At 62.8% G+C, this 26,582-nt stretch carries 28 protein-coding genes and 5 tRNA genes; 2 read left to right on the top strand and 31 right to left on the bottom strand.

The genetic code is table 11. The annotated features are described in order from the left end of the window. Positions 1 to 29: 29 nt before the first annotated feature. From J8847_RS02715 to J8847_RS02685, 7 genes are all read right to left on the bottom strand, one after another. On the bottom strand, positions 30 to 467 hold the full coding sequence (locus tag J8847_RS02715) for a universal stress protein (protein ID WP_211523146.1): 438 nt from the start codon (positions 465 to 467) through the stop codon (positions 30 to 32). A gap of 46 nt (positions 468 to 513) precedes the next feature. Beyond that, the gene (locus tag J8847_RS02710; RefSeq protein ID WP_211523145.1) at positions 514 to 930 is read right to left on the bottom strand and encodes a universal stress protein; all 417 of its coding nucleotides are present in this window, start codon (positions 928 to 930) and stop codon (positions 514 to 516) included. 81 nt (positions 931 to 1,011) lie between these two features. Then, positions 1,012 to 1,704, bottom strand: coding sequence for a hypothetical protein (locus J8847_RS02705; RefSeq protein ID WP_211523144.1), 693 nt, complete (start codon positions 1,702 to 1,704; stop codon positions 1,012 to 1,014). Positions 1,705 to 2,602: 898 nt separating this feature from the next. Continuing rightward, positions 2,603 to 3,379: a hypothetical protein gene (locus tag J8847_RS02700; protein WP_211523143.1), complete on the bottom strand. Its 777-nt coding sequence runs from the start codon at positions 3,377 to 3,379 to the stop codon at positions 2,603 to 2,605. Between the two features lie 62 nt (positions 3,380 to 3,441). Continuing rightward, complete coding sequence (locus tag J8847_RS02695) at positions 3,442 to 4,776, bottom strand: amidohydrolase family protein (protein WP_211523142.1); 1,335 nt, start codon at positions 4,774 to 4,776, stop codon at positions 3,442 to 3,444. 34 nt (positions 4,777 to 4,810) lie between these two features. Further along, positions 4,811 to 5,596, bottom strand: coding sequence for an alpha/beta fold hydrolase (locus tag J8847_RS02690; RefSeq protein ID WP_211523141.1), 786 nt, complete (start codon positions 5,594 to 5,596; stop codon positions 4,811 to 4,813). Positions 5,597 to 5,605: 9 nt separating this feature from the next. Beyond that, a complete protein-coding gene (locus tag J8847_RS02685) occupies positions 5,606 to 6,478 on the bottom strand; it encodes a fumarylacetoacetate hydrolase family protein (protein WP_211523140.1) in 873 nt (290 codons plus the stop codon). Between the two features lie 230 nt (positions 6,479 to 6,708). Here J8847_RS02685 and J8847_RS02680 point away from each other — a divergent pair, with 230 nt between their 5' ends. After that, the gene (locus J8847_RS02680; protein WP_211523139.1) at positions 6,709 to 7,563 is read left to right on the top strand and encodes a helix-turn-helix domain-containing protein; all 855 of its coding nucleotides are present in this window, start codon (positions 6,709 to 6,711) and stop codon (positions 7,561 to 7,563) included. A 669-nt stretch (positions 7,564 to 8,232) separates the two neighbouring features. Here J8847_RS02680 and phaP read toward each other — a convergent pair. Beyond that, on the bottom strand, positions 8,233 to 8,856 hold the full coding sequence (gene phaP, locus J8847_RS02675) for a TIGR01841 family phasin (protein ID WP_267876265.1): 624 nt from the start codon (positions 8,854 to 8,856) through the stop codon (positions 8,233 to 8,235). Positions 8,857 to 9,269: 413 nt separating this feature from the next. Beyond that, positions 9,270 to 9,800 (bottom strand): EAL domain-containing protein, encoded by a 531-nt coding sequence (locus J8847_RS02670; RefSeq protein WP_229512462.1) that lies wholly within the window; start codon positions 9,798 to 9,800, stop codon positions 9,270 to 9,272. Positions 9,801 to 9,969: 169 nt separating this feature from the next. Here J8847_RS02670 and J8847_RS24030 point away from each other — a divergent pair, with 169 nt between their 5' ends. After that, on the top strand, positions 9,970 to 10,158 hold the full coding sequence (locus J8847_RS24030; RefSeq protein WP_211527443.1) for a hypothetical protein: 189 nt from the start codon (positions 9,970 to 9,972) through the stop codon (positions 10,156 to 10,158). 259 nt (positions 10,159 to 10,417) lie between these two features. On the opposite strand, the gene J8847_RS02665 is transcribed toward J8847_RS24030, so the two are convergent. From J8847_RS02665 to acpP, 22 genes are all read right to left on the bottom strand, one after another. Next, positions 10,418 to 10,491: transfer RNA gene (locus J8847_RS02665), tRNA-Cys, on the bottom strand. 77 nt (positions 10,492 to 10,568) lie between these two features. Further along, positions 10,569 to 10,644, bottom strand: a tRNA-Gly gene (locus tag J8847_RS02660). A gap of 32 nt (positions 10,645 to 10,676) precedes the next feature. Beyond that, positions 10,677 to 10,752: transfer RNA gene (locus tag J8847_RS02655), tRNA-Gly, on the bottom strand. Between the two features lie 36 nt (positions 10,753 to 10,788). After that, positions 10,789 to 10,864 (bottom strand) — tRNA-Gly (locus J8847_RS02650). A gap of 65 nt (positions 10,865 to 10,929) precedes the next feature. Beyond that, positions 10,930 to 11,005 (bottom strand) — tRNA-Gly (locus J8847_RS02645). A gap of 85 nt (positions 11,006 to 11,090) precedes the next feature. Beyond that, the gene (gene pgsA / locus J8847_RS02640; RefSeq protein WP_211523136.1) at positions 11,091 to 11,672 is read right to left on the bottom strand and encodes a CDP-diacylglycerol--glycerol-3-phosphate 3-phosphatidyltransferase; all 582 of its coding nucleotides are present in this window, start codon (positions 11,670 to 11,672) and stop codon (positions 11,091 to 11,093) included. A gap of 310 nt (positions 11,673 to 11,982) precedes the next feature. Beyond that, positions 11,983 to 13,863, bottom strand: a complete 1,881-nt coding sequence (gene uvrC, locus J8847_RS02635) for an excinuclease ABC subunit UvrC (protein WP_229429524.1) — start codon at positions 13,861 to 13,863, stop codon at positions 11,983 to 11,985. 223 nt (positions 13,864 to 14,086) lie between these two features. Continuing rightward, a complete protein-coding gene (gene acpS / locus J8847_RS02630; protein WP_211523305.1) occupies positions 14,087 to 14,497 on the bottom strand; it encodes a holo-ACP synthase in 411 nt (136 codons plus the stop codon). A gap of 1 nt (position 14,498) precedes the next feature. Continuing rightward, on the bottom strand, positions 14,499 to 15,281 hold the full coding sequence (locus J8847_RS02625) for a pyridoxine 5'-phosphate synthase (protein ID WP_211523135.1): 783 nt from the start codon (positions 15,279 to 15,281) through the stop codon (positions 14,499 to 14,501). A 14-nt stretch (positions 15,282 to 15,295) separates the two neighbouring features. Continuing rightward, positions 15,296 to 16,114: a DNA repair protein RecO gene (gene recO / locus J8847_RS02620; protein WP_211523134.1), complete on the bottom strand. Its 819-nt coding sequence runs from the start codon at positions 16,112 to 16,114 to the stop codon at positions 15,296 to 15,298. 27 nt (positions 16,115 to 16,141) lie between these two features. Beyond that, complete coding sequence (era, locus tag J8847_RS02615; protein WP_211523133.1) at positions 16,142 to 17,038, bottom strand: GTPase Era; 897 nt, start codon at positions 17,036 to 17,038, stop codon at positions 16,142 to 16,144. After that, entirely contained in the window at positions 17,035 to 17,802 is a 768-nt protein-coding gene (rnc, locus tag J8847_RS02610) for a ribonuclease III (RefSeq protein ID WP_229429508.1), read from the bottom strand. Before rnc ends, era begins: the two co-directional genes overlap by 4 nt. A gap of 74 nt (positions 17,803 to 17,876) precedes the next feature. Beyond that, positions 17,877 to 18,281 (bottom strand): DUF4845 domain-containing protein, encoded by a 405-nt coding sequence (locus tag J8847_RS02605; protein WP_211523131.1) that lies wholly within the window; start codon positions 18,279 to 18,281, stop codon positions 17,877 to 17,879. A gap of 17 nt (positions 18,282 to 18,298) precedes the next feature. Beyond that, positions 18,299 to 19,228 carry a signal peptidase I gene (gene lepB, locus J8847_RS02600; RefSeq protein WP_211523130.1) on the bottom strand — a complete coding sequence of 310 codons (930 nt, stop codon included), beginning with the start codon at positions 19,226 to 19,228 and terminating at the stop codon, positions 18,299 to 18,301. Next, a complete protein-coding gene (gene lepA, locus J8847_RS02595) occupies positions 19,229 to 21,022 on the bottom strand; it encodes a translation elongation factor 4 (protein WP_211523129.1) in 1,794 nt (597 codons plus the stop codon). A gap of 313 nt (positions 21,023 to 21,335) precedes the next feature. After that, complete coding sequence (locus J8847_RS02590; RefSeq protein ID WP_229512461.1) at positions 21,336 to 21,608, bottom strand: glutaredoxin family protein; 273 nt, start codon at positions 21,606 to 21,608, stop codon at positions 21,336 to 21,338. Continuing rightward, positions 21,605 to 23,068, bottom strand: coding sequence for a Do family serine endopeptidase (locus J8847_RS02585; protein WP_211523128.1), 1,464 nt, complete (start codon positions 23,066 to 23,068; stop codon positions 21,605 to 21,607). Before J8847_RS02585 ends, J8847_RS02590 begins: the two co-directional genes overlap by 4 nt. A 201-nt stretch (positions 23,069 to 23,269) precedes the next feature. Beyond that, entirely contained in the window at positions 23,270 to 23,602 is a 333-nt protein-coding gene (locus J8847_RS02580) for a sigma-E factor negative regulatory protein (protein ID WP_229429506.1), read from the bottom strand. Positions 23,603 to 23,633: 31 nt separating this feature from the next. Then, positions 23,634 to 24,236 (bottom strand): RNA polymerase sigma factor RpoE, encoded by a 603-nt coding sequence (gene rpoE / locus J8847_RS02575; RefSeq protein WP_211523127.1) that lies wholly within the window; start codon positions 24,234 to 24,236, stop codon positions 23,634 to 23,636. A gap of 63 nt (positions 24,237 to 24,299) precedes the next feature. Further along, positions 24,300 to 24,794, bottom strand: coding sequence for a protein YgfX (locus tag J8847_RS02570; RefSeq protein WP_211523126.1), 495 nt, complete (start codon positions 24,792 to 24,794; stop codon positions 24,300 to 24,302). A gap of 108 nt (positions 24,795 to 24,902) precedes the next feature. Beyond that, a complete protein-coding gene (gene fabF, locus J8847_RS02565) occupies positions 24,903 to 26,150 on the bottom strand; it encodes a beta-ketoacyl-ACP synthase II (protein WP_211523125.1) in 1,248 nt (415 codons plus the stop codon). 31 nt (positions 26,151 to 26,181) lie between these two features. Then, positions 26,182 to 26,421 carry an acyl carrier protein gene (acpP, locus tag J8847_RS02560; RefSeq protein WP_020653257.1) on the bottom strand — a complete coding sequence of 80 codons (240 nt, stop codon included), beginning with the start codon at positions 26,419 to 26,421 and terminating at the stop codon, positions 26,182 to 26,184. Positions 26,422 to 26,582 lie beyond the last annotated feature (161 nt).

The following is a 26,582-nucleotide window of genomic DNA, read 5'->3' as shown; positions in this document are numbered from 1 at the left end:
GCTGTCGTCCTTTCTGGCGCGGCGGCGCCCTAGCGGTGCACCATCACGGGGATCGCGCTGTGGACGAGCACCTTCTGGGTCTCGCTGCCCAGAAGCAGTCCCTTGATGCCCCTGCGTCCGTGGGAAGCCATCACGATGAGATCGCAGTGCTGCGCCCGCGCGGTGGCAATGATGGCCTCGTAGGGAGTATCGGATACCACTTGCAGGCAGGTGCAGGGCACACCCGCATCGCGCGCGGCCTCGGCGACCTCGTCCAGCAGACGCCCCGCCCGCGCCTTGCTGGCCTCCGCATACTGGGGCGCGGTTTGCTCCAGCATTTCCGCGTCCGTGGTGAAGGTATGGAACTCGGGTACCGCGGTCATGGCGACCAGTTCGGCCCCGACGCTCCTGGCGAAGCCGACGGCGGCCAGGGCGGCTCGTCCCGAAGCTTCGGAACCGTCGGTCGGAAACAGAATTCGCTTGTACATGTCCACTCCTGGATGAAGTTGTGGAAGGGGCCGCCTGCCGGTTTTGTTAAGCGGGTTCGACGCTCCCCCGGTACAGCATGACCGGCAAGGGGGAATAGGCGAGCACCAGTTGAGGCACCCGCGCGGCGATCAGCTTGGTCAGGCCTCCCTGTCCATGTGTCGCCATGAAAATCAGGTCGCAATGTCGTTCAAGGGCGATTCGGATGATTTCCTCGTACTCCGGCGATCCGGCGGAGGTGAGCTCGCTATGCGGCACCCCCGCGTCCCCGGCCAGGCGGGCGATTCTAGCGGCGCGGCGCGCAGCCAGGTCAAGCGCCCGCTCGCGCCCCGTCGGGGAGCCTGGCTCGGCGATAGACAAGGCGACGATTTCAGCGCCACAACCGCGCGCGAGCGACACCGCAGCCTTACCCGCGGTGTCGGACAAGGGCGAGCCATCGGTAGGAACCAGGATTTTGCGGAACATGATCGCCTTTCCTGTCCGTCTGCGTTGAAGGACTTTTAGCGCAAGTCTGTACGGCTCAATCAAAAAAATATTTGATGCAGGTCAAGAGACAAGTAATTTCGCAGGTGTTGATCGCCGCCGGGCCAAATGCCGGCCCAGCCCAAGGACCAACAGCCCTGCCGCCATGAGGGCGAGCGGTGCCGGCTCCGGCACCACACCCACCTGGACGGACAGCCTCGCATCGGTGGTGGAGGACATCTGCCAGTGGAGTGGCACATCCGGATTGCTCGGAAAAACATCGATCGCGTAATACCCATAGATGCCATCGCTCGAGTCAGCCTGGAGCGGGCTCAATGGTCCAGTTGATTCCGGGTTGTGCGGCAGGTAGGTCAGCGTATGAGAGAAACGGACCGTGTAGTTGGCGTCCGGCGGACCTGGAGTGTTAAACAGGATCGTGTGGCTGTACGCGTCGAAGCTGGGGGACTGGCCGGTCCGATTGACCGAGCTGTTGGCGCTGCCGCCGTAGTGGTAGATCTGGTCTCCGATCCGGAAGTCGATCGCCACCGCGCCTCCGTTGTTGTCGGCCCGGTTGGAAGGCATGGCGTCCGGCTCGAACGCCGACGTGAGTGTCAGTTCAAAAGGAAGCAAGGGCGCCGGCGTGGCGCTGTTCAAGCCGAGTGCGAACAGGACGGTGCTGTCGACATCGCTGGTACCGGCAGAATGCGTGGTGACGACGACCGGATCGGCCAAGGCCACGACCGGCAGTCCTAGCAGGATCATGCAACTACGCTTCATCAGGGCTCTCCGCAGGATTGTCATCGAACTCGGCATGTGATCGGCAACATCAGGCCCGTTCGAGGCTGCTCAGGGAAGGGATGCGGGCCACGTTGCCTAGGGCGAACGATCCCCACACCGGGCCTCTCTGTAGAAATCGATGCGGTTTCACCCATGGCATCCAATGGAGCACTGTTCACCGGAAAGTCTGCGGGGACATCCAGGTCTACCGCCGATGCATACTTTTCGCTGTCAATAGAGTGTCGCCATTAGCCGGTGACCGCGTCTGTGGCCAAGCCTGGCAAGCAGCGCTCAATGGCTCGCCACAGCCAGCTTTCCGGGAAGTGCCAGGCCGGGGCCCACCGTTGCGTCATCCCGATGCTTCTTCGCTTGGCCTTCCATCGGCGCAGCCTCCGAAACCGCCTGTGTCGATATCACCTTAGTCCGCGCCCATCTTTCGATCAAGAGCATTTTGGGCGTTTTCGAGGCCCTCATCTCGTGATGCTGCTAATCGAAATACGAAGATACTAACAACGGCCTGCTGGGCCGCTCGTGGAGCGATGGAACGTCGGACCGCCCTTGCCAAATAAGATATGCCGAAGATGGAAACCGAAAAAACGAAACGGGCCTCATTTTGAGGCCCGTTCGTATTTTTATTTGGAGGCGAGGACGGGAGTCGAACCCGTCTAGACGGCTTTGCAGGACGCATTATACTCAACAATTTCAAAGACTTAGTTGAGAACCACAGTATTTCACCACCTGAGCTCGCTCAAGCTTGGGCCCAGGTCCGGCGGGAACAGTCATCGAAGTGTGCCTTTCCGGTGTAAGGTCGGCCGTCATCCATTGCCCGGGGTCTCGAAGATAGATAATGCGCTGTCGTGCCGCGTTATCGGCCGAGCCCAGTATCGTCAAGCGGAAGTTACAAGTTCCACTTCAGCATCAGCATTGGTGAGTTGCGTGAATAATTCGCACCGTTGATCTTGTAGCGATGGATCTCGTACCGCAGGCCGAGTTGTACCCTTCCCTTCGGGTCCATCTCCAACAAGAGCTCCGGCCTGAGGAACACCTCGGTCCCATTGCTTCCCGCACCGTTGACCAAGGAGAGAAGGTTGAAGTGCAGCTGTTGCCCGGCAATCGGCCATGGCTTGGACATCAGCACCGAACGCCACAGCCATTCACCGCGGTAGAAATTCGTATTCCGACGAAGGAGTCCACTTTCGAAATACGCGAACCCGGGAACTGAGAAATTCAACGAGACCCCATGGTTGTAGGAGCGGAAATCGGCATAGCTGGCCCTTTCATACCTCGCGATCAAGGAAACATCGATGATCGGACCGAGCGAAAGCTGGCGGCCGCTGAGTTTCCCCAGGCTCAGGCGAGGATTGAAGACCATCAGGTTCTGGAAGCTGCTGCTTCCACCGAATGAGCCAGCACCAGCCCCGCCCACATGATCACCATGAAAAACCTCGGCATCCACGTACACGTCACCGTATTTAAAGCCGGCGAAATACTCGAACTGGTAGGTCTTGAGATGTTCGTCGTCAGTGCCGGTGCCGAGCACCGGATCCGCTTTCGACCGCGTGGTGTAGAGGGCATTCAGGTTCGCCACCTGAAATTCGGCGGCAACGCTCGTTCCGGCCATCGTCAAGCCTGCAGCGGCCAGGGCAACCCGGGCCACATGGTGCATCTTACTCATCTTGTCTCCATGATCTTGTGATTGTTGGCCGGGACATGATCTAGCCCCAGCCGGATGCTTCATCAAGCCGGGATGGCTTCCTGGACGCCCTTGTCGCGCAAGGGGTTTTCACTGTCGGGAATGTGCAGTGCAGCTTCGCGCGGGCTGCTGTCATGGAGGTTCTTGTGAACGACACCGTCCTGCATGACCATGGCGATGCGCGACGGTTCGGTCAGAATGCGCAGATCCTGGAGCGGATCTCCATCGACCATCACCAGGTCCGCTATATAGCCGGGCTGGATCTGGCCCAACTCATCGGCGCGCATCATGAGTTCGCCGCCCAGACGGGTGGCCGCCAACAGCGCTTCTTTCGAGCTCATGCCGATATAGTCGACGAAATACTGCAGGTCGTTTGCATTCGTACCGTGCGGCATCCATGCAAATCCATAGTCGCCGCCCGGCAGGACGCGGACACCGCGTTTGTGCATCTTGCTCAGGGTTTCGGATGCCGCTTCCAGTTCGCGCCGGTAACCCATCTTTTCCGCCACTTCCGTCGTGATGCCGTATTCCGACGCATTGAAGCAGGTGCGCACCAGCCAGCCGATGCCCGGCGCCACGAAGTGCTTGTCCTTGTTTGCTTCGAGCAGGTCGAGCGCTTCCTCGTCTGCAAAACTCGCGTGGAAGATCAGCTCGAGACCGTGCCGGACGCACTGCTTCACCGATTCGCTCGACCGGGCATGGGCCGCCACCCGCTTGCCATAGCGTTTGGCTTCGGCGGCAAGCATGGCGACTTCTTCGTCGGAGAATGGCGACAGCTCCGCTGCGATGCCTGCGATATATTCGCCGGACAGATTGATCTTGAGATGGTCGACGCCATATTTGATGAACATCCGCGCCGCCTTGCGGATCTCTTCAGGACCGCTGACGATATGGCCAAAGCTGAGTTCCTGGAACGGCAGGTGCGGCAGGGTCATGTCGCCGAGGCCGCCCAAGGTCGTGATCTCCTGGCTCCCCGCCAGATAGCGGGGACCGACACATTGGCCGGCAGTGATGGCATTGCGCAGTACCACGTCGAGCCGCGCTTTGGCCGCTGCCGCACCAAGCGCCGAGGTCCATCCCATGTCGAGGTAGCGCTTGGCCACCTGAACGCACCAGAGAATGTGCTCTTCAGGCGGCATCATCTGGATGGCCGCAAGGCTTGGCTGGTCGTTCCACGAGAAGTGCGTGTGCGCTTCCGTCATGCCCGGCATCAGGAACTTGCCTTTGCCGTCGATGACCTGATCGGCACGGCCGGCGAGCTTGTTGGGAAAATGCGCGACCTCGACGATGCGGTTTCCTTCGATGAGAATATCGCCGTTGAACACCTCTCCGCCGCTTCCATCGAAAATCGCAACGTTCGTAATTGCTGTCTTTTTCATTTCTGTCTCCTCCACCCTCGACACAAGGAAGGCGTTAATTGGCTTGGTTCAAGAAGTCGTTGAGCTCGTCCATGCATTCTTGCGGACGCTCGAATGTGGTCCAGTGGCCGCAAGCTTTGAACACGACCATTCGGCTGTTCGTTATACGTGCGGCCATTTCCTCGACTGCGGCGGCGGGCGCCACGCCATCCTGATCTCCGGTCACAAGCAAGGTCGGCACCTTAATCTGTTCGACGGCAGCCGCTCGCGCCTTGGCCAGGGCGATACAGCATTGCGCATAGCCTTCCGGGGTCTGCCGCATCAGGCTCTCGCGCACCATGGCGAGCACGACCGGTTCGTTCTCCTTGGTTTCACGTCCGGTAGCCCCTGAAACGATCGCATCCGCAATCTCTTGCATCGCCGCGATGCCACCCGTAGCCGCTTTGTCCGCACGCGCCAGGATGCCCGGGCGGCCGGCGTCAGGCGGACACAGCAGCGGACCAAACAGGGCCAGGCGCTGCACCAGGGCCGGGTTGCGCGTGGCAAGATGCTGGCAGACGATGGTTCCCATCGAATGTCCGAGAAAAGTCGCCCGACTCACCTCCAGTTCATCGCAAACAGCTTCGACGGCGCTAACCATGGTGTCGATGCTGACCGGGTCGCTCGGAATCGCGGAACGCCCGCTGGCGGGCAAGTCGATTCGGACAATACGGTAGCCCTGCATTGCGGGGAGCAGGGGCGTCCACGTATTGCTCGTCCCGCCCAAGCCGTGGATGCAGACGACAACCGGTCCCTCGCCTTCGACCTCGACGGCGATGCCTTGAATGACGTGGCTAGTCATGTCCGTTCCTTAAACGAATTTGTTTTCGATGGCGCCGATACCGTCGATCTCGACCCGTACCACATCGCCCGCCGCCAGGAAACGCGGCGGCGTCATGCCCAGGCCGACGCCTGCCGGCGTTCCGGTCGCGATCACATCGCCCGGATAAAGGGTGATTCCGCGCGAGATAGTCTCGATCAGCGTGGGAATGTCGAAGATGAGGTTTTCGGTCGGACCGTCCTGGCGCAGCTCGCCGTTGACCCAGCAACGCACGCGGGTATTGGTGCCGTCGAGCTGGTCGGCCGTGACGATCCATGGTCCCATCGGGCAGAAGGTGTCGAACGATTTGCCCATGTCCCACTGCTGGTGACGCATCTGGACGTCGCGTGCGGTAATGTCGTTGACCACCGTGTAGCCGAACACGTGATCCATCGCGTTGTCGCGGGTGATGTTCTTGCCACCTTTGCCGATGACAACCGCCAACTCGGCTTCATAGTCGATCTGTTCGGAGATCGCCGCACCTGGCAAGATGATATTGGCGGTCGGGCCAACCACGCATTCCGGAACCTTGGTAAACACAATCGGCCACGACTCCGGGTTCTTGTCGTTGTCCTTGAACACCGAGGTCTGCAATTCCTTTGCGTGGGCGTGGTAATTGCGGCCGACACACCAGAGATTGCGGCGCGGCTGGGGCAGCGGCGCCTCCAGGTTCACGGACGCGACCGACACAGCCTGGCCCGCCGCCGCCGGCAGTGCTTCGCCTTTCGCCAGCAGTTCGATCACGGCGAGGACGCCCTTTGCAGCGACGGCTTGCGGCAGGTCCAGCGGCATGACGCTCTGACCGTCGGCGCTGACGATTCCCACAAAGCGGCGGCCGTCGTATTGATAAGTAGCGAGTTGCATTCCTTGTTTCTCCTAGATGCGGTCTGTTCCAACCGGTGCGGAACGATCAACCGTGCAGGGAGTGTAGGAAGGATGAAAAAGCCGCGCTTATCGGGGAATGCCGGGCCTTATCCAGCTGTCGGATAACTTATCAAGGAGTCTGATATCTTTTCGCTGAATGCTCGTTATCAGGAGGGAGGCGTTAAAATCCAGCTACAAATCGACCAGAAAAACTGGCAAGGAGACATTCAATGACAGCGGCGTACGCGTTCCGTGAAGGGGCGTTCGGCCAAGCGATCGTGCTTGAGGCCAGTAGTGATCTTGTTGCGCATTCACATTCGGAATCGCAGATCGTGTTCTGGCTAGGTGGTTCGCGGGCACGGGCCAAGGTTGGCGCGGACGAGGTGGAATACTGCGAGAACGTTGGGCTGGCGACGAACGCGAACCAATCGCATGACATGTCGCTGCTGGATCAGCATGGGCCTGCCGTGTTCCTGGTCTTCATGATTTCACGAAGCTGGTTGAACGAGCGCCGCAAGGTGACCGGACGGCCTTTTGTGTTCCCCTCCCCCCGGATTCCAATCGATGCCGCCCTGCGCCAGGCCTGCTGGCAGATCCTTGACCTCATCCTCTACTCGCGGGATTCAGAAGAAAAGCTGGATGAACTGGTCGAGCAGCTCATTATCGCGAGCATCGATGCAGTCACCCGGGAGCGCTTCGGGGATACGAAATGGCTGCTTCCGCCCTTGCTCGATCACCGCTTGCGTACCGCGATTGCGCTGATGCGCGAAAACGTCAGCGAAAAGTTTGCAGTGGATGAGATAGCGAGCCGGGTTGGCGTTTCGAGAGCGCACCTGTTTACGCTATTCCGCGATCAGCTCAATACGACGCCTCAGGTGTTCTGGAGTGCAGTACGGGTGGAGGAAGCAATGCGCCGGCTCATCAGCCAGGGAGAATCCTTGACCTCAGTGGCTTTGGATCTTGGATTCTCGGCACCGGGCAACTTCTCGAGATTTTTTAAAGACCACACCGGTGTCTCGCCATCAACGTTTCGTCGCGCGGCAAGTGGCGCGACACCGTCGACCGTGACGGGTCTAGCTGTGTAGGTCGCACATACCTGCGAGCAGCCTTCAAGCCGCGAGCGCATGATGATGACGCAAAAGCAAATCGCCGGCTGAGCCGGCGATTTGCTTTGGTCTGACTTGAATCAATATCCAGATCTGGATAAAGAATAAACTGGAGGCGAGGACGGGAGTCGAACCCGTCTAGACGGCTTTGCAGGGCGTATTTCGCTCAGCGATATCAATCGTTTAGTCGAGAACCGCAGGTTATGCCACATCGCCCTGCTCGTCAGGGGCGATAAGGCCTCAAGGCCATGTCAACCCCTATGGCGGCGGCCGACGCGCCTCACGGCCTGCTTTGCGAACTCAGTAGGAATTCTAGCTGCAAGATACTCGTCATTGCTGGCGCATTTTCTCCGCCTTCTTAATTTTTTTGTCTGCCTTTTTTTCCTTCGGCGTCCTGGCCGGTTCTTTTTTCGTGGCTCTCTTCGAATCGTGATTCTTGCTCATTATCGTTCCTTTTAACGTGGGCTATTGCGATGTGCCGGCGTACATTCAGTGGAAGATCATCGATGGCCTGTTCCGCCAGAGACAAATGCGCGCGCCGTTTCCTCGATGACGTGGCCAAACACGCTACTGCAAATGAAGGCGACGGCGACACCGCGTGGTCGGCGGCGTCCCAACACCTCGCTGTCGGGGCCAGGACGCCCAAGGTCAGCGCGCCGGGGACGGGATCTTGTTGCCGGCCTGGTTGTTGCCGCCTTGCGCGTTGCCGGAACCACTGGACGGACGCGCTTGGCCGTCGGGCTTCACGCCCGCGCCGTCGGCGCCGCTTTGCAGGTTGCCTGAGAATTGGGCGCCGGCCCTGGCGCCGCGCTCAGCATCCTGCCGAAAGGCGTCACGCGAATTCTTCATCGCATCCGCTTGTTGACGCAAGCTTTTGTCGATGTCTTCACCCGAGACGCGCGTCACCTCGTCGGCCAGGGCGTGCGCGGTACGGGACGTTTCCTGGACATGCTGCTCGGTCACGCGGGTCAGGTCGACCTGGGTGCTGGCGGCAAGCTGCGACAACTGCTGCTGGTACGAACGCAACTTGTCGGCAGCGGGCTGGGCGCGCGATGCCGCCGCCGACAGCGCGTCGGTCGGACTTCCGGTGGCCAGCATGCGTCGGACGGTGCTGGCGCTTTCCTCGAACAGGGTCTGGCCCAGCTGCATGTTCATCTGAAATACCTGCTGCAGGGAGCCGGAGATCGTTTGCGATAGTTCGTTGTAGAACGCGCTCTGTGCATCGATATGCGAACGCAACGCGGGATTGACGGATTGGGGGAATGGATACATGAAGTACCTTTCAAAAGTTATAACAAATTGGACATGCAGGTGCGCCTGACGCAATGCGTGGACAGGTCCGGCGGGAATGGCAGCACAGCAAATGCCGTCTGGGAGAGGACGATCGCTGAGATCGCGTATGACCATCACACTATGCGCTCATTTCCGCGTGCGTGCGGCCAATTTGCAAATCTATTTTTGTGGAATAGCAAGCGGCAACATATTGCTCCGGAAGGCGCCCGCCTTGGCAGCGCGCGCGGCCGGGCCTCAGACAACATCGAACGGGACGACGATCTAGTGGCACATGCCGCCGGCCAGGACCAACAGATGCCGGATCCCCTGGCCGTCACGCACCATGTCGTTGGTCGCATAAAAGGCCATGCCGGCAGTTCAAAAACAGCCCGCCGGCAGCCAGCCAGCCGAAGTCACCCACCTGCATGCAGCATCGCCCGCATCCGGTCGGCGTCGACAGGCTTGCTGAAAAAATAGCCCTGTCCCTCGCCACAGCCGTGCAGCTTGAGAAAGGCTAGTTGGACCGCATTCTCGATGCCTTCGGCGATGACACGCTGGTGCAGGCTCCTTCCCATGCCGATCACGGCGCTCACGATGGCGCCGTTTCTTTCCGCACTACCATCGATCGCCCTGACGAAGGACTGGTCGATCTTGAGCACATCGATCGGAAACTGGTTCAGGTAACTGAGGCTGGAATAGCCGGTGCCGAAGTCATCGACGGCAATCTGCACGCCCATCGCCTTGAACTTCGCGAGCAAGCCGGCACTGGCCGCGACGTCGCGCATCAGCACGCTCTCGGTCAGTTCCAGCTGCAGCCAGACCGGGTCGGCCCCGGTTGCCTTGAAGATGGCAAGCGCGTGGTCGAAATAGTCGCGGTGGCGGAACTCCATGGCAGAGACATGGGAAGAGATCAGGGCGGCCTTGCACCACGGCTGGGACAGCATGAAGGACTGACCGGGCTGGACATGCCGGGTATCCCTTTCCCAAGCTGAATCCGACCTCCGGCGAGGGAAAGGATGCACTAGAGGCGAAAACGCGCCTCGTCCTGCCTGGACAGCCTTGCATGGCCTATCGCGTTCCATAGCAGTGCCGGTCGGCACGGAAGAGAGAAGAATGGAACTGACAAATGAAGTCACGCTCAACGGTGGCGTGTACTGCTTTGAGGAGCTCGGACGGGTCGCAGAAGCGCGTGCGTGGATCGATGCGGGCGGCAGCGACATCGCGCAATTCCGAAACCTGTTTCCCGATGCGCGCCCTGTAATCACACATCCATACGGCTCGGGCAGCCAGCGCGGTGACTAGCGCGCGGGCCTGCTGCAATTACCGACTGGCCATGGATTGCCAATTAGCGCCGCGACACCTGGATGCGCATGGTCGTGCACAGGCCATTCTGCCCGCGTCGGGCCCGGTAGGCGGCCACGCGGCTTCCCAACGCAGTGTGCGCCGCTGCTCACATCGCGCGCGTATATGTGCGAAACATCTGCGGACAAAAAAATGGCCTCCATTTTGGAGGCCATTCATCTGATCTAGATCAGCACCTATTCCTAGGTGTGCGATATTCTGGAGGCGAGGACGGGAGTCGAACCCGTCTAGACGGCTTTGCAGGCCGCTGCATAACCGCTTTGCTACCTCGCCAGAAGATAGTGTAGATCTGCTGAGCCGGCGGGTTATGTGCCGCATCAACAGGAGAAGGGAAAGTCTTCTCGGAATTCTGGAGCGGGAGAAGAGTCTCGAACTCTCGACCTCAACCTTGGCAAGGTTGCGCTCTACCAACTGAGCTACTCCCGCTTAGGAGTACAACGTGTTTTTCGTAAAACCTTTGGAGCGGGAGAAGAGTCTCGAACTCTCGACCTCAACCTTGGCAAGGTTGCGCTCTACCAACTGAGCTACTCCCGCATTGGAGTCTTACATATTTGCCGCGCCAGCTTTAACTGGAGCGGGAGAAGAGTCTCGAACTCTCGACCTCAACCTTGGCAAGGTTGCGCTCTACCAACTGAGCTACTCCCGCGTACAAGACATCGATTATCGCAGAACTTTGACGTTTTTCCAAGACTGCTGCCATTTCTGCAATCTTGGAGCGGGAGAAGAGTCTCGAACTCTCGACCTCAACCTTGGCAAGGTTGCGCTCTACCAACTGAGCTACTCCCGCTTCGTCTTACTCTGCTGCGATGTCGTCGCAACAGGCAGGCATTATAGAGATTCTATTCTGTACGTCAAGGATGCCACAGAACAAATTACATCGTCCCCGCTTTTTCCTTGATGAGGGGCCAGGCGCGGCGCAGGTAGTACAGCATCGACCACACTGTCAGCACGCCCGCGATCCACAGCAGGTACTCGCCCCAGTAGTGGGTGTCGAGCACGCCCAGCAGGCGGTCGTGGAACAGCAGCATGGGGATGGCGGTCATCTGGGCGGCGGTCTTGATCTTGCCGAGCGAGCTGACCGCTACTGATTTCCTGGCGCCGATCTCGGCCATCCATTCGCGCAGGGCCGAGATGGTGATCTCGCGGCCGATGATGATGAAGGCGATGATGGCGTTGACACGGTCCAGCTGGACCAGCACCAGCAGGGCGCCGGCCACCATCAGCTTGTCGGCCACGGGGTCGAGGAAGGCGCCGAAGGCGGAGACCTGGTTCCAGCGGCGCGCCAGGTAGCCGTCGAACCAGTCGGTGACGGCGGCGACGATGAAGACGAGGGTCGCGGCCAGGTTGCGGTCGGCCAGCGGCAGCCAATGGGTGGGCAGGTAGTAGACACCGACAACCAGGGGAATGAGCGCTACGCGTAACCAGGTCAGGAGAATCGGGATGTTGAAAGGCATAAGGTAACGGCTAAATTCCGCGAAAAGTGCTTGCGCCGCTAGTCTACATGGGTATTGGGGATTGGAACAGGTAGCTCATCTGTATGGAGCGAGTGTATGAGCTTTGGGTGTGCGGGCAAACTTGGATCCCGGCCAAGGGGGACGCCGAGTCCCGGGATGACGGTTTTAAAGGCGCGTGTCGAAGTCGCTATTGCGGCCCGCTGCTTTAGTACGTCGTTCCGGCGAAGGCCGGAACAATGCCACTGGCATTGTTCCGCCCAAGTTCGAAGCACACCTCTAAAAACAAAACCGGGGCATCGCCCCGGTTCCGTTAGTGCAGCTGCCGATAAATCTCCTCCGCCAGCGTGCTCGAGATGCCCTCCACGGTCATCAAGTCCTCCACGCTGGCGTCGATCACCCCGCGCAGCCCGCCGAAGCGCGCCAGCAGCTTCTGGCGGCGCTTGGCGCCGATGCCCTCGATCTCCTCCAGGCGCGAGGCCTGGCGGGCCTTGGCGCGCTTGGCGCGCATGCCGGTGATCGCGAAGCGGTGCGCCTCGTCGCGGATCATCGCCACCAGCATCAGGGCCGCCGACTCCTTGCCCAGCTCCTTGGGCGCGCGGCCGTCGGCGAAGATCAGGGTCTCCAGGCCCACCCGGCGCCCCTCCCCTTTCGCCACGCCCACGATCAGCGAGATATCCAGCCCCAGTTCCTCGAACACCTGGCGCGCCATCTCGACCTGGCCCTTGCCGCCGTCCACCAGCACGATGTCCGGCACGACGCCCTCGCCGTTCGCCACCCGCTCGTAGCGGCGGGTCAGCACCTGGCGCATCGCCGCGTAGTCGTCGCCCGGCGTGATGCCGTTGATGTTGAAGCGCCGGTACTCGCCGTTCTGCATCTGGTGATGGTGGAACACCACGCACGAGGCCTGGGTCGCCTCGCCCGCCGTGTGGCTGATGTCGAAGCACTCGATGCGCAGGGACTCGAGATCATCGTTGTCCAGCTCCAGCACATCGGCCAGCGCCTGGGTGCGCGCCTGCTGCGATCCCTGCTCGGACAGCAGGCGCGCCAGCGCGATCTCGGCGCCCTTGCAGGCCATCTCCAGCCACTGACGGCGCTGCCCCTGCGGCTGGAACACCAGGTTGATGCGGTGTCCGCACTGCTCGGCGAGCGCCATGATCAGCTCCGGCTGGTCGAACTCGATGTTCAGGATCAGCGTGCCCGGAATGAACTGGCCGCTGTAGTGCTGGGCCAGGAAGGCGCACAGCACCTCGACCTCGATCGGACATTCTCCCAGCGATTCGCCCACGTGGGTCGGGAAGTAGGCGCGGTCGCCCAGGTGGCGGCCGCCGCGCACCATGGCCAGGTTGACGCAGGCGCGCCCGCCCTGCACCACCACGGCGATCACGTCGACATCGGCGTCGCCGGTGGTCTCCATGCTCTGCGCGTGCAGCACTTTCGACAGCGCCTGGATCTGGTTGCGCACCGAGGCCGCCCGCTCGAACTTGAGCTCCATGGCATAGCCCTGCATCTTGGCCTGCAGGTCGTCCAGCACCTCGGTCTGGCGTCCGCGCAGGAAGCGCGCGGCGTTGTCGACGTCGCGCTTGTAGTCCTCCGGCGCGATCAGGTTCACGCAGGGCGCGCTGCAGCGGCCGATCTGGTGCAGCAGGCAGGGACGCGTGCGGTTGCTGTAGACGCTGTCCTCGCAGGTGCGCAGCATGAAGACCTTCTGCAGCAGCTGCATCGATTCCTTGGCCGCCCAGCCGCTCGGGAAAGGCCCGAAGTACTGGTTCTTCTTGTCCAGCGAGCCGCGGTAGTAGGACATGCGGGGCGCTTCGCCGCTGGAGATCTTGATGTAGGGGTAGGACTTGTCGTCGCGGAACAGGATGTTGTAGCGGGGCTTGAGCGACTTGATCAGGTTGTTTTCCAGGATCAGGGCCTCGGCCTCGCTGCTGGTCACCGTGGTTTCCAGGTTCGCGATCTGCGACACCATCATCGCGATGCGCGGGCTCGACAAGGTCTTCTGGAAGTAGCTCGACACGCGCTTCTTGAGGTTGCGCGCCTTGCCGACGTACAGCACCCCGCCGTTGGCGTCGAGGTAGCGGTAGACGCCCGGCAGGTCGGGCAGCTTGGCCACCGTCGCCAGCACCTGGTCGCGCGCCGAGGCGCTGGGCTGCACGCCTCCCTCGGCGTCCTTGCTCAGGGTCGCCGCCATCTCTTCCTTCCTGGCCTGCCAGGCGTCCGGACGCACGCGCAGTTCAGGGGGTTGGGGCGCCGCGGCCTTCGGTTTGCGGGTGCGTGCAGGCTTCGAAGGCGCGGCCGGCATCGCGGCGCCTGCCGACGCCGCATAGCTCGCGGGCGCCTCCGCCACTTCGTTGGTGGGCGCCGGCAGGCCCGGCTGCGCTGGGGGTTGTACTTCCTTGGTCACTGGCGAATCGCTATAGGGTGGACTGGCTGAGGTCCTGGGTCACGATCACGAAGGCGACACCATAGTCGGCTTCGTCGCTGATCGACACCTGGGCGCTGAGCCGGTTGGCGCGCATGAATTGTTCGAGATCGCCGCTGCAGACGATGACGGGCTTGCCGCTCGGGGCATTCAGCATCTGCATCGACCGCCAGGTCATGGGCATGCGCATGCCCAGGCCGATGGCTTTCGAGAACGCTTCCTTGGCCGAAAAGCGGGTCGCCAGGAAGCGCAGGCCGCGCACGGCGTTCTTGGCGCTGCGCGCGTGGTATTTTTCCAGCTCCTGCGGGCCGAGGATCTTCTCGGCGAAGCGCGGGCCGCTGCGTGCGAGGGCGGCCTCGACACGCGAGATCTGGACGATGTCGGTGCCGATGCCGTAGATCACGTCAGCCCCCGACTTTTCCGTTCGCATACGATACGCCCAGGCGCGCCGCGACCATGATCGCCTTCATCTCGCGCACCGCGTTTTCCCAGCCCGCGAACAGCGCATGGGCGACGATCGCATGGCCGATGTTCAGCTCGTGGATGTCGCGGATCGCGGCCACCGGCTGCACATTGGTGTAATGCAGCCCGTGGCCCGCGTTCACGCGCAGGCCGCGCGTCACGCCGGCATGCACGCCGGCTTTGATGCGCTCCAGCTCGCGCAGCGCTTCCTCGCCTTCCGCTTCCGCGTAGGCGCCGGTGTGCAGCTCGATCACGGTGGCGCCGACGGCGCGCGAGGCTTCGATCTGCTGTTCGTCCGCATCGATGAACAGCGACACGCGGATGCCTTCCTGCTTGAGCTGCTGCACGGCGGCCTCGACTTCCTTGTAGTGGCGCACCACGTCCAGGCCGCCCTCGGTGGTCACCTCTTCGCGGCGCTCGGGCACCAGGCACACGTCCTGGGGCTTCACCCGGCAGGCGAAGTCGATCATCTCGCGCGTCACCGCCGCTTCCAGGTTCATGCGGGTGGCCAGCTGCGGGCGCAGCGCCAGCACGTCGGCATCCTTGATGTGGCGGCGGTCCTCGCGCAGGTGCAGGGTGATCAGGTCGGCGCCCGCCTGCTCGGCCAGCAGCGCCGCGCGGATCGGGTCCGGATACACGGTGCCGCGGGCATTGCGCACGGTGGCGATGTGGTCGATGTTCACGCCCAGGTCGATCACCGGGCCGGCAGGTTGCAGGAAGCTCATGGTCTTATTCGTGGTTATAACTGCATTAAATCGATCAAAATCTGGCGCGTGTTGAGCGGCTGGCCGCCCAGGTGGTGCGCCAGCAGGAAGCGCATCAGCTGCTTGCTCTGCGCCAGGGTGGCCGGATCGGCGTAGTCGTCGCGCTCCATGTCGATCAAACACTTGCCGCTGACCACGGGCCAAACGTCGCTGACGACCGCCTGGCGCGGGCCGCGCTCGGGGTCGACCACATAGCTGGCCTCCGGCTCCACCGGCGCGCGCGTCGTCGTGCAGCGGCCGAGGTCGGCGGCGACGCCCGTTTCCTTAAGTAAGGCCCTTTCGAACTTTCGCAAGACGATTTGCGCAGGTTCGCCGTGGGCCAGCTGGTTCAGGGTCGAGACGTAGTGATCGAACAAGGCCGGATGCTTGTCGTCGCGGGCCAGCAGCTTGACCAGCAATTCGTTGAGGTAGAAGCCGCACAGCAGCGCGGTCTTTTCCAGGGGCAGCATGCCGCCCACCCATTCGGCATCGATCAGGGTGCGCAGCTCGGACTTGCCGCTGAAGGAGACGGACAAGGGCTGGAAGGTCTGCAGCACCCCGCGCAGCTTCGACAGCGGGCGCTTGGCGCCCTTGGCGACCAGGCCCACGCGGCCGTGGTCGCGCGTGAACATGTCGACGATGAGGCTGGTTTCCTTGTAGGGGTAGCTGTGCAGCACGAAGCCCGGCTGGCCCACCACCCTGCCCTCGCGCTGGGTCGTGCGCGGACGGATGCGCCGCTCGGGCGCGGGCGCGCTCGCAGGCGCACTGGACGCGATCAGCGCTTGGGCATCGTCGAGGTCGTCGTGGCTGGGCATGCGTTCCTGGGGATCCCCCTGCGCCGCTTACTCGTAGCCGTAGGCGCGCAGGCCCGCTTCGTTGTCGGCCCAGCCGGATTTGACCTTGACCCAGATTTCCAGGTACACGGGGCCGCCGAACAGCTTTTCCATGTCCAGGCGCGACTGGGTCGAGATTTCCTTCAACCTGGCGCCCTTGTTACCGATGATCATGGACTTGTGCGTATCGCGCTCGACCAGGATGGCGGCGAAGATGCGGCGCAAATTGCCTTCCTGCTCGAACTGCTCGATCACGACGGTGCTGGTATAGGGCAGCTCGTCGCCCAGCAGGCGGAACACCTTTTCGCGCACGATCTCGGCGGCCAGGAATTTCTCGCTGCGGTCGGTGATGTCGTCCGGCCCGAAGATGGGCTCGTTTTCCGGCAGGTGGCGCTTGATCTCGTTTTCCAGGGCGTCGACCTGGAAGCGCAGCTTGGCCGAGACCGGCACCACGGCGGCGAAGTCGCGCAGCGCGGCGATCTTTTGCGCGAAAGGCATCAGCACCGCCTTGTCCTTGACGCGGTCGGCCTTGTTGATCACCAGGACCACAGGCACGTTCTTGGGCAGCAGGTTCAGCACCTGCTCGTCGGCCGGGCCGAAGGTGCCGGCTTCCACCAGGAACAGGATCACGTCCGACGAGGTCAGCGTGTTCGAGACGGTCTTGTTGAGCGTCTTGTTCAGGGCGTTGGCGTGGCGGGTCTGGAAGCCCGGGGTGTCGACATAGATGAACTGGGCGTCGTCGCGGGTCTGGATGCCGGTGATGCGGTGGCGCGTGGTCTGGGCCTTGCGCGAGGTGATCGACACCTTGGCGCCGATCAGCACGTTCATCAGGGTCGACTTGCCGACGTTGGGGCGGCCGACGATGGCGATGTAGCCACAGCGGAAGGCTTCTTGGGTGCTGCTCATGATGGGGTGGTTCCTGGTTGTTCTGCTTGCGCAGCGGGCGCGTCGCTCTGGATGGTGGCGATGCCCGCCAGCTTGAGCTGGGCGGCGCGCGGTTTGGTCTTGCGTCCTGCCGGCTTGGTCAGGGCCTGCTGCGCGACTTCGAGGGCGAGCCTGGCCGCGGCCTGCTCGCCGGCGCGGCGGCTGCCGCCGCGGCCGAAGACCTGGATGTTCAGCTTGGGCACCAGGCATTCGACTTCGAATTCCTGGCTGTGGGCGGCGCCATGGGTGGCCACCACGTTATAGGTCGGCAGCGAGATCTTCTTGCTCTGCAGGAATTCCTGCAGCAGGGTCTTGGCGTCCTTGCCCAGGGTGGCCGGGTCGACCGTGTCCAGCAGGGGCAGGTAGAAGGCGCGGATCACGGCGCGCGCGGCCTCGAAGCCGGTGTCCAGGAAGATCGCGCCCAGCAGCGCTTCGAGGGTGTCGGCCAGGATCGAGGGACGGCGGAAGCCGCCCGACTTGAGCTCGCCCTCGCCCAGGCGCAGGAACTGCGACAGCTCCAGCTTCTGGGCGATCTCGAACAGCGACTGCTGCTTCACCAGGTTGGCGCGCAGGCGCGACAAATCGCCTTCGTCGAGGTTCGTGAAGCGTTCGTACAGGATCGAGGCCACGACGCAGTTCAGGATCGAGTCGCCCAGGAATTCCAGGCGCTCGTTATGCAAACTGCTGTGGCTACGGTGGGTCAGGGCTTGCTGAAGCAGCCCGGCATCCCGAAACGTATACCCCAAGCGTGTTTGCAATAACTGAAGATTCATTGTCGATGCCGTCTCTCGCCCGGCGCCAGGCCGGGTACTGTGTGTTGTTACTGGGCTGTGTCGGCAGCCGGCGCCGCCGCGTTCGGGTCGGTGCTGCCGGCGAAGTCGATCACGAAGCTGACGTTGCCCATCAGCGGAACCCGCTTTTCGTAGGCGAAGCTGATTTCCGGTTCGCCGCCGTCGCGCGAGATCACCAGGTCGCGGCCGCGCAGGGCTTCCACGTTGTTGATCTCGGCGTTGCGGTCGTAGGCCGCGATCATCTCGCGCGGCGTGCCGCCCGCTTCCTTGGCCTTGGCGACCGCGTCCTTGATCGTGTTGTATTCGAGATAAGCCGGAATCAGCTTGATGGCGAATAGCGCCATGACACAGAGGACCGCCAGTACGGCGATCAGGCCGGTCAGCGACATGCCTTTTTCGGCGCCCACGAAATAGTGCTTCTTATTGCCTTGCATTGCTTGCGCTCCCCGCGTTACCGGATGCCGCCAATCCGCTTGGGATTGCCGAAGTTCATCCAAACGACGATCGCCTTGCCAACGATGTTCTTGTCCGGGACGAAACCCCAATAGCGGCTGTCCTGGCTGTTGTCTCGGTTATCGCCTAACATGAAATAGTTGCCCTCCGGTACGATACAGGTAAATTTATCGTACGAATAGTCGCAAGCTTCACGGTTCGGGAAGTTCTCGACATTGCCGAGATCGAAGGTGGGGCGGCCGTCGGTATTCAGGATGCGGTGAGCGACCTCGCTATCCTTGCCCGGGAGCTTTTCCACCAGCTGCTTGTGGTAGACGGGGTGCTGGTCGTCGAGGTAGTCGTCCAGGGGCGTGTACTCGACCGGCTTGCCGTTCACCATCAGGCGCTTGTTCTCGTAGGTGATTTTATCACCCGGCACACCAATGACGCGTTTGATGTAGTCCTGGCTCATGTCCTTCGGGTACTTGAACACCATCACGTCGCCGCGCTGGGGATCGTTCACCTGGATGATCTTTTTGTTAATGATCGGCAGGCGGATACCGTAGGTGTACTTGTTTACCAGGATGAAGTCGCCCACCAGCAGGGTCGGCACCATCGACGAGGACGGGATCTTGAACGGCTCCCACAGGAAGGAGCGCAGCACGAAGACCAGGGCGATCACCGGGAAGAAGCTGCCCGAGTACTCGATCCAGGTCGGCTGGCGCAGGTGGGCCTGCTCGATCGCCGCGCGGTTGCCGTTGTTGTCGACCTTGATCCCGTCCGCCACCAGCTTGGCGGTGCGGGCGTCGTACTCGGCCAGGGCGGCGTCGGCCTTGCGGCGGCGCTCCTTGGCCAGGTAGAACACATCCAGGCACCAGATGACACCGGTGATCACCATGGCGACGAACAGGATCAGGGCAAAGTTGCCCAAGATGGGTTGCAGGTTCATTTATTTTTCTTCCACCTGGAGGATGGCGAGGAAGGCTTCCTGCGGAATCTCCACGGAACCGACCTGCTTCATGCGCTTCTTACCGGCTTTCTGTTTTTCCAGCAGTTTCTTCTTGCGGCTGATGTCGCCGCCGTAGCACTTGGCCAGCACGTTCTTGCGCAGCGCCTTGACGTTCTCGCGCGAGATGATGGTGGCGCCGATGGCGGCCTGGATCGCCACGTCGAACATCTGGCGCGGGATCAGTTCGCGCATCTTGGCGGCGACCTGGCGGCCGCGGTAAGGCGCGTTAGCGCGGTGCACGATGATCGCCAGCGCATCGACCTTCTCGCTGTTGATCAGCATGTCGACCTTGACCACGTCGGCGGCGCGGTATTCCTTGAACTCGTAGTCCATCGAGGCATAGCCGCGCGAGGTCGACTTCAGGCGGTCGAAGAAGTCCAGCACGATCTCGGCCATCGGGATCTCGTAGTGCAGCTTGACCTGGCGGCCGTGGTAGGCCATGTCCATCTGGACGCCGCGCTTGCCGTTACACAGGGTCATCACCGCGCCCACGTATTCCTGGGGCATGTACAGGTTGACGTCGACGATCGGCTCGCGCACTTCGTTGATCTTGGACGGCTCCGGCATCTTCGACGGGTTGTCGACGCGGACCATGGAGCCGTCGCGCATCTCGACCTCGTACACGACGGTCGGGGCGGTGGTGATCAGGTCCATGTCGAATTCGCGCTCGAGGCGTTCCTGCACGATCTCCATGTGCAGCAGGCCCAGGAAGCCGCAGCGGAAGCCGAAGCCCAGCGCCTGCGAGACTTCCGGCTCGTACATCAGGGCGGCGTCGTTCAGCTTCAGCTTTTCCAGCGAGTCGCGCAGCGCGTCGTACTGGTTCGCTTCCACCGGGAACAGGCCGGCGAACACCTGCGGCTGGACTTCCTTGAAGCCCGGCAGCGGGGCCAAGGCCGGCTTGCTCGCCAGGGTGACGGTGTCGCCCACCTTGGCGGCGGTCAGTTCCTTGATGCCGGCGATGATGAAGCCCACCTGCCCTGCGGACAGTTCCGGCAGCGAGACCGAACGCGGGGTGAACACGCCGACGCTCTCGACCAGGTTCACCGAACCGGTCGCCATCAGCAGGATCTTTTCTTTCGGGCGCAGGACGCCGTTGACCACGCGCACCAGCATCACGACGCCCACGTAAGGGTCGTACCAGGAGTCGACGATCAGGGCCTGCAGCGGCGCCTCCGGGTCGCCCTTGGGCGGCGGGACCTTGGCGATCAGGGTCTCGAGCACGTCTTCCACGCCCAGGCCGGTCTTGGCCGAGCAGGTGGTCGCGTCCGAGGCGTCGATGCCGATCACGTCCTCGATTTCCTTCTTGGCGTTGTCCGGGTCGGCGTGCGGCAGGTCGATCTTGTTCAGGATCGGCACCACTTCCACGCCCAGGTCGAGCGCGGTGTAGCAGTTGGCCACGGTCTGGGCTTCCACGCCCTGGGACGCGTCGACCACCAGCAGCGCGCCTTCGCAGGCGGACAGCGAGCGCGAGACTTCATAGCTGAAGTCGACGTGGCCGGGGGTGTCGATCAGGTTCAGGTTGTAGGTCTGGCCGTCGCGCGCCTTGTACTGCAGCGCCGCGGTCTGGGCCTTGATGGTGATGCCGCGCTCGCGCTCCAGATCCATCGAGTCGAGCACCTGCGCGTCCATCTCGCGCTCCGACAGGCCGCCGCACAGCTGGATGATGCGGTCCGCGAGGGTCGATTTGCCGTGGTCGATGTGGGCGATGATGGAAAAGTTACGTATGTTGTTCATTAACAAAGCTCAAAACCAAAAGGGCCGCACAAGGCCGGCATCCGGGCGCCGCACAGCACGGTGGCAGGCAGCGGAAATACGAAAAAAGCGCCGCATCCGGGGCCGCGAGGGTCCCCAGGCAGCGCCTGGTCAACAGCGGGAAAAACGTTTATGCGGCGATCATCACAGCGATAGAAGCTTTCCGACCCGGCATTTTACCGGATTTCGAGGCAGAAAGCCCGGTTTCCGGGGCGCCGGCAGGCATATCTGCGGGCCAAAACAGCCGAAACAAGGCTTGGCCTGTCCCGGAGCAGGCGCGGACGGGCGTGCGCGCTCAGGCCGCGGCGGTGCTGAAGCTGGCCACGTAGGTCCGCACCGCCGCTTCATCCAGGAAGTAATGGCAGAGCTCCGGGCCGTCCGGGTCGCCGTACAGCACCGGCACCAGCTCGTTGAAGCGCGCTTCCAGGGCCGGGTCGGCGTCCACGTCGAGAACCGTGATCGCGAACGGCCGGCCGGGCTCCTCCAGGGCCTGGAGGGCCGCCAGCATGTCCTCGCACAGGTGGCACCAGACGCGCGAATACAGGGTGAAAGGAATCGCCCCCATCATTGGCGCGGCTTGATCACGACATATTGGGTGACGTTCTCGCGCCGCACCAGCAGGGCCACCGGCTTCTTGGGATCGAGCTTGCCGATCAGCCCATTGAACTGGGCCTCGTCGGTCACCGGGGCATTGTTCACCTGCAGGATGAGGTCGCCCGGCCGGATGCCGGCGGTGGCCGCATTGCCCTGGGCGTTCTCGACCAGCACCCCGCCCTCGATCCCGAGTTCGCGGTGCTGCTGGGCGCTCAGGCCCGATACGTTGAGCCCGAGGACGTTGGGCGCGGCGCTCGGCGCCGGCTTCTTGGGCTGCGGCTTGGCCGGGGTGGTCTTTTCGTCCTGCAGTTCGACGATGGTGACCGGCACGTCGAGCTGGGTGCCGCGGCGCCACACGGTGACGGTCGCGCGGCTGCCGACCTTGGACGCGCCCACCAGGCGCGGCAGGTCGCGGGTGGTCTCGATCGGCTGGCCGTTGAACTTGAGGATGATGTCGCCGACCTTGATGCCGCCCTTCTCCGCCGGGCCGCCCTGCTCGACCATCGAGACTTCGGCGCCGCGCGCCTTGCCCAGGCCGAGCGACTCGGCCACGTCGCGCGTGACTTCGCTGATCTGCACGCCCAGGCGGCCGCGGGTGACGCGTCCGGTCTTCTTGAGCTGGTCGGCCACGCGGATCACTTCGTCGATCGGCACGGCGAAGGAAATCCCGTTGTAGGCGCCGGACAGGGTGGCGATCTGGGAGTTAATGCCGATCACCTCGCCGCGCATGTTGATCAGGGGGCCGCCCGAGTTGCCGGGATTGACCGCCACGTCGCTCTGGATCAGCGGCAGGTATTCGCCGGTATCGCGCGACTTGGCCGAGATGATGCCGGCGGTCACGGTGTTGTCGAGGTTGAAGGGCGAGCCGATCGCGACCACCCATTCGCCGACCCGGATCTTGCTGGAGTCGCCGGTGCGCAGGTAAGGCAGGCCGGTCGCGGCCAGCTTGAGCAGGGCCACGTCCGAGCGGCGGTCGGCGCCCAGCACCTTGGCCTTGAATTCGCGGCGGTCGTTGAGGGTCACGGTGACTTCGTCGGCGCCCTCGACCACGTGGGCGTTGGTGAGCACGAAGCCGTCGTCGGAAATGATGAAGCCCGAGCCCACGCCGCGCTGCACTTCCTGCTCCTCGGGCTGCTGCTGGGGACCGCGGCGCCCGCCGCCGCCGCGCGGGATCTGGCCGCCGAAGAAGCGGCGCAGGAATTCCTGCATCTCTTCCTCGCCCGGCATGCCGCTGCCGGCGCGCACGCGCTCGGTGGTGCGGATGTTGACCACGGCCGGGCTGACCTTGTCGACCAGGTCGGTGAAGTCCGGCAAGCCGGTGACGAGCGGGGTCGGGACGGGTGCGGCGCCGGTGGCGGCTGGGGAAGCGAGCAATGCGGAAGAGCCGGACACGAGCAGTGCCGACAGGATCAGGGTGGCGGTTTTGCTAGGCATGGGGTGGCGATGGACTGGGCTGAGATTGACTGAATGGTAAGGCAAAATCAGCGCTTTGTCGCGGCGCGCGGCATAGCCGGGCCGTGCGGCGATCGTAGGGTTGGCGGCTCTGCCGCCACGCGGTGGCGGTTTGCAGCAAGATCATCCGGCACGACATCGGCGCCGCAAACAATCGCCGCGTCGGCGGCGTAGCCGCCAACCCTACGATGACGCGGGATTCGTCAGCGCAGGCGCGGAGGATGGCGCCTCCGCCTCGGTCGTGCCGACCGGCGCACGCTTCACGGACATCGGCTCGGCCGCCAGCCGGGCCGCCAGCCTGGCCGCGAACCCGGGCGACAGATCCGGCACAGGCTGCGCGCGCAGCACGTCGCCGATGCGGTGGTACAGGTCCCAGGCCTCGCGCCCGCCGGGTTCCTGCAACGCGGCGAACGCCAGCTCCAGCTCGGCTTCCGGCAGCTCGCCGTCGCCCAGGGCGGAGATGTGTTCGCGGATTTTTTTGTTGGTGTCCATCGGTGTATCTGTCGGTATGTTCAAGATGTGCTGCGCCTGTCTACGATCTCGCTACCTACCGACGTTTGTCAACCGGGAAATCGAGCAAAGGGCGCAATTTCTCGGCGATGACTTCGCGCGCGCGGAAGATCCGGCTGCGCACGGTGCCTATGGGACAGGCCATCACTTCGGATATCTCTTCGTAGCTCAGTCCCTCGATCTCGCGCAGGACGATCGCCGTGCGCAGTTCGAGGGGCAGCGCTTCCATGGCCGCGTTGACCGTGTGGGCGATCTGCTTGCTGGCAAGCATAGATTCCGGTGTGTTGATGTCGCGCAGGCTGTCTGCGTCGTCGAACCCCTCGGCACGCTCGGCATCCGTCTCGGTCGAGGTCGGCGCCCGGCGGCCTTGGGTTACAAGAAAGTTTTTTGCAGTGTTGATTCCTATTCGGTAAAGCCAAGTATAGAACGCCGAGTCGCCCCGAAAATGCCGCAGTGCCCGGAACGCTTTAATAAACGTCTCCTGCACAACATCTTCGGCCTCGGCCGGGTCGTGCACCAGCCGCGACACCAGCCGCATCAGGCGGCGCTGGTACTTGGCCACAAGCAGGTCGAACGCCTGCCGGTCCCCGGCCTGGACGCGCTCCACCAGCAGCTGATCACACTCGCGTTCTGTCGTCACGGACCATGCCCCATCGGCTGCAGCCGGCCCTCCTTGCTTAAGAGTTGGCCCACTGCAATAAGTTCAAAGTATTTTTGCGCTGACTCCGGCACCCGCGGCGCCCCCCGCGGCGTCCGCCACAGCACCCCCATGCCGCAAGGCCACCGCCAGCTCGCGGTAGGCGCTGGGGCCCAGGCTGTCGGGCAGCAGCACGAGGCGCCAGGCGTCGCCGGACTCCCCGGCGCGCAGGCGCAGCAGCATGCAGCAGGGCCAGACAGTGGCGCCGGGCAGCAAGCTCGCGCTGGTCGCCGTCGGCAGGTGCACATTCCGTTGTACCGTCAGGCGTAGTGTTCCGACTCCAGAAAAATCAATCCGGCGCACGGCTGCGTTGCCGCTGCCTAAAGCGTGGGCGACGGCTATCGCGGCAAGCAACAGCGGCAGCCAGGCGCCGGTCAGGAAACGCCCGGGCAATAGCAGGCCGACGGCGACGGACGCCGCGAACAGGGACGCGCAGAAGGCGGCCAGCAGCACGCGCAGGCGGCGCGACGGCGCGACGACGGCAGTCACCGTGATCGGCATGATGTAGGGAAGGAAAACAGCGCCGGCGGAAAGCGGAGGCCAGGATGGCCGAGCCGGATGAGGCAGGCGCCCACCCCTTAGACAAGGGATGGGCGTGGTGAGTTCAGCTTAGACTTTAGCGAACACGAGGGTACCGTTGGTACCGCCGAAACCGAACGAGTTCTTGACCGCGTAGTTGATCTGCATCTCGCGCGCCGTGTTGGCGCAGAAGTCCAGGTCGCATTCCGGATCCTGGTTGAAGATGTTGATCGTCGGCGGCGAGACCTGGTTGTGGATGGCCAGGACGGTGAACACCGATTCCAGGCCGCCCGCGCCACCCAGCAGGTGACCGGTCATCGACTTGGTCGAGTTCACGACCATGTTTTTCGCCTGGTCGCCGAAGACGCGCTTGATGCCGCGCACTTCAGCCACGTCGCCCAGCGGCGTCGAGGTGCCGTGCGCGTTCACGTACTGCACCTGGTCCGGGTTGATCTCGGCGTTCTTCAGCGCCGTGACCATGCAGCGCGCCGCGCCACTGCCATCCTCGACCGGCGAGGTGATGTGGTTGGCGTCCGCGCTCATGCCGAAGCCGATGACTTCCGCATAGATCCTGGCGCCGCGCTTGACGGCGTGCTCGTACTCTTCCAGCACCATGACGCCGGCGCCCTCGCCCAGCACGAAGCCGTCGCGGTCCTTGTCCCACGGACGGGACGCGGTGGTCGGATCTTCGTTGCGGGTCGACAGCGCGCGCGCCGAGGCGAAACCGCCAAGGCCCAGCGGCGAGACGGTCGACTCGGCGCCGCCGGCGATCATCACGTCGGCGTCGCCGTACTCGATCAGGCGGGCCGCCGCGCCGATGCAGTGCAGGCCGGTGGTGCAGGCGGTGACGATCGCCAGGTTCGGGCCGCGCAGGCCGAATTTGATCGAGAGATCGCCCGAGATCATGTTGATGATCGAGGCCGGCACGAAGAACGGCGAGATGCGGCGCGGGCCCTTGGCCGTGTACTCTTCCTTGGTGGCTTCGATCATCGGCAGGCCGCCGATACCCGAACCGATGGTCACGCCGATACGGTCCGCGTTCTCCTCGGTGACTTCCAGTCCCGAATCCTGCAGGGCCTGGATGCCGGCTGCCATGCCGTAATGGATAAAGCTATCCATGTGACGGCCTTCCTTGCCCGGCAGGTAGTCCTCGACAACGAAGTTCTTCACTTCGCCCGCGAAACGGGTGCTGAACTGCGACGCGTCGAACTTGGTGATGTTGGCAATGCCCGACTTACCTGCCAGGGCCGCGCTCCACGCCTCGGCAATGGTGTTGCCGATCGGTGAAATACAGCCCAGGCCAGTAACGACGACACGGCGGTTGCGTGAACGGCTCAAGCGATTCTCCCAAAAACTTTAAAGCAGCAGCTTAGGCCTTGACGTGCGCGGTTGCGTAGTCGATTGCCTGCTTGACGGTGGTGATCTTCTCAGCCTGTTCGTCAGGGATTTCCATTTCGAACTCGTCTTCCAGTGCCATCACCAGTTCCACGGTGTCCAGCGAGTCAGCGCCGAGGTCGTCAACGAACGAGGATTCGATTTTGATGTCTGCTTCGGCAACGCCCAGTTGCTCAGCGACGATTTTTTTAACGCGTTGTTCGATATCCGACATGTTTTGGCTCCATTAAGGTATGTGTTGCGGAAAGTGCGCGCATTTTATCAGGTTTGCGCCTTGAAAAACTATTTTCGGCGATTGCTGCTAATTCGTCCGAATTTCCTGCTAAAAGATGGGAATGAACCGGCTTTTTGCAAGCGAATCCTCAAAAGCCGGAC

Source organism: Massilia sp. AB1 (assembly GCF_018119385.1).
Lineage (GTDB): Bacteria > Pseudomonadota > Gammaproteobacteria > Burkholderiales > Burkholderiaceae_D > Telluria.
The sequence above is the reverse complement of the archived record's forward strand: the minus strand, read 5'-3'. Positions and strand labels throughout refer to the sequence as shown.

Excerpts from the sequence above, each read along its gene's own strand:
- J8847_RS02590 (WP_229512461.1), bottom strand. The coding sequence starts at position 21,608 with ATGATGGGGGCGATTCCTTTCACCCTGTATTCGCGCGTCTGGTGCCAC.
- lepB (WP_211523130.1), bottom strand. The coding sequence starts at position 19,228 with ATGAACCTGCAACCCATCTTGGGCAACTTTGCCCTGATCCTGTTCGTC.
- J8847_RS02705 (WP_211523144.1), bottom strand. The coding sequence starts at position 1,704 with ATGAAGCGTAGTTGCATGATCCTGCTAGGACTGCCGGTCGTGGCCTTG.
- J8847_RS02700 (WP_211523143.1), bottom strand. The coding sequence starts at position 3,379 with ATGAGTAAGATGCACCATGTGGCCCGGGTTGCCCTGGCCGCTGCAGGC.
- phaP (WP_267876265.1), bottom strand. The coding sequence starts at position 8,856 with ATGTATCCATTCCCCCAATCCGTCAATCCCGCGTTGCGTTCGCATATC.
- J8847_RS02710 (WP_211523145.1), bottom strand. The coding sequence starts at position 930 with ATGTTCCGCAAAATCCTGGTTCCTACCGATGGCTCGCCCTTGTCCGAC.
- uvrC (WP_229429524.1), bottom strand. The coding sequence starts at position 13,863 with ATGGCGGCGACCCTGAGCAAGGACGCCGAGGGAGGCGTGCAGCCCAGC.
- J8847_RS02625 (WP_211523135.1), bottom strand. The coding sequence starts at position 15,281 with ATGAGCTTCCTGCAACCTGCCGGCCCGGTGATCGACCTGGGCGTGAAC.
- J8847_RS02605 (WP_211523131.1), bottom strand. The coding sequence starts at position 18,281 with ATGCAAGGCAATAAGAAGCACTATTTCGTGGGCGCCGAAAAAGGCATG.
- recO (WP_211523134.1), bottom strand. The coding sequence starts at position 16,114 with ATGCCCAGCCACGACGACCTCGACGATGCCCAAGCGCTGATCGCGTCC.
- J8847_RS02715 (WP_211523146.1), bottom strand. The coding sequence starts at position 467 with ATGTACAAGCGAATTCTGTTTCCGACCGACGGTTCCGAAGCTTCGGGA.
- J8847_RS02585 (WP_211523128.1), bottom strand. The coding sequence starts at position 23,068 with ATGCCTAGCAAAACCGCCACCCTGATCCTGTCGGCACTGCTCGTGTCC.
- J8847_RS02570 (WP_211523126.1), bottom strand. The coding sequence starts at position 24,794 with ATGCCGATCACGGTGACTGCCGTCGTCGCGCCGTCGCGCCGCCTGCGC.
- J8847_RS02690 (WP_211523141.1), bottom strand. The coding sequence starts at position 5,596 with ATGACTAGCCACGTCATTCAAGGCATCGCCGTCGAGGTCGAAGGCGAG.
- lepA (WP_211523129.1), bottom strand. The coding sequence starts at position 21,022 with ATGAACAACATACGTAACTTTTCCATCATCGCCCACATCGACCACGGC.
- J8847_RS02670 (WP_229512462.1), bottom strand. The coding sequence starts at position 9,800 with ATGCTGTCCCAGCCGTGGTGCAAGGCCGCCCTGATCTCTTCCCATGTC.
- pgsA (WP_211523136.1), bottom strand. The coding sequence starts at position 11,672 with ATGCCTTTCAACATCCCGATTCTCCTGACCTGGTTACGCGTAGCGCTC.
- J8847_RS02695 (WP_211523142.1), bottom strand. The coding sequence starts at position 4,776 with ATGAAAAAGACAGCAATTACGAACGTTGCGATTTTCGATGGAAGCGGC.
- J8847_RS02680 (WP_211523139.1), top strand. The coding sequence starts at position 6,709 with ATGACAGCGGCGTACGCGTTCCGTGAAGGGGCGTTCGGCCAAGCGATC.
- J8847_RS24030 (WP_211527443.1), top strand. The coding sequence starts at position 9,970 with ATGGAACTGACAAATGAAGTCACGCTCAACGGTGGCGTGTACTGCTTT.
- acpP (WP_020653257.1), bottom strand. The coding sequence starts at position 26,421 with ATGTCGGATATCGAACAACGCGTTAAAAAAATCGTCGCTGAGCAACTG.
- J8847_RS02685 (WP_211523140.1), bottom strand. The coding sequence starts at position 6,478 with ATGCAACTCGCTACTTATCAATACGACGGCCGCCGCTTTGTGGGAATC.
- era (WP_211523133.1), bottom strand. The coding sequence starts at position 17,038 with ATGAGCAGCACCCAAGAAGCCTTCCGCTGTGGCTACATCGCCATCGTC.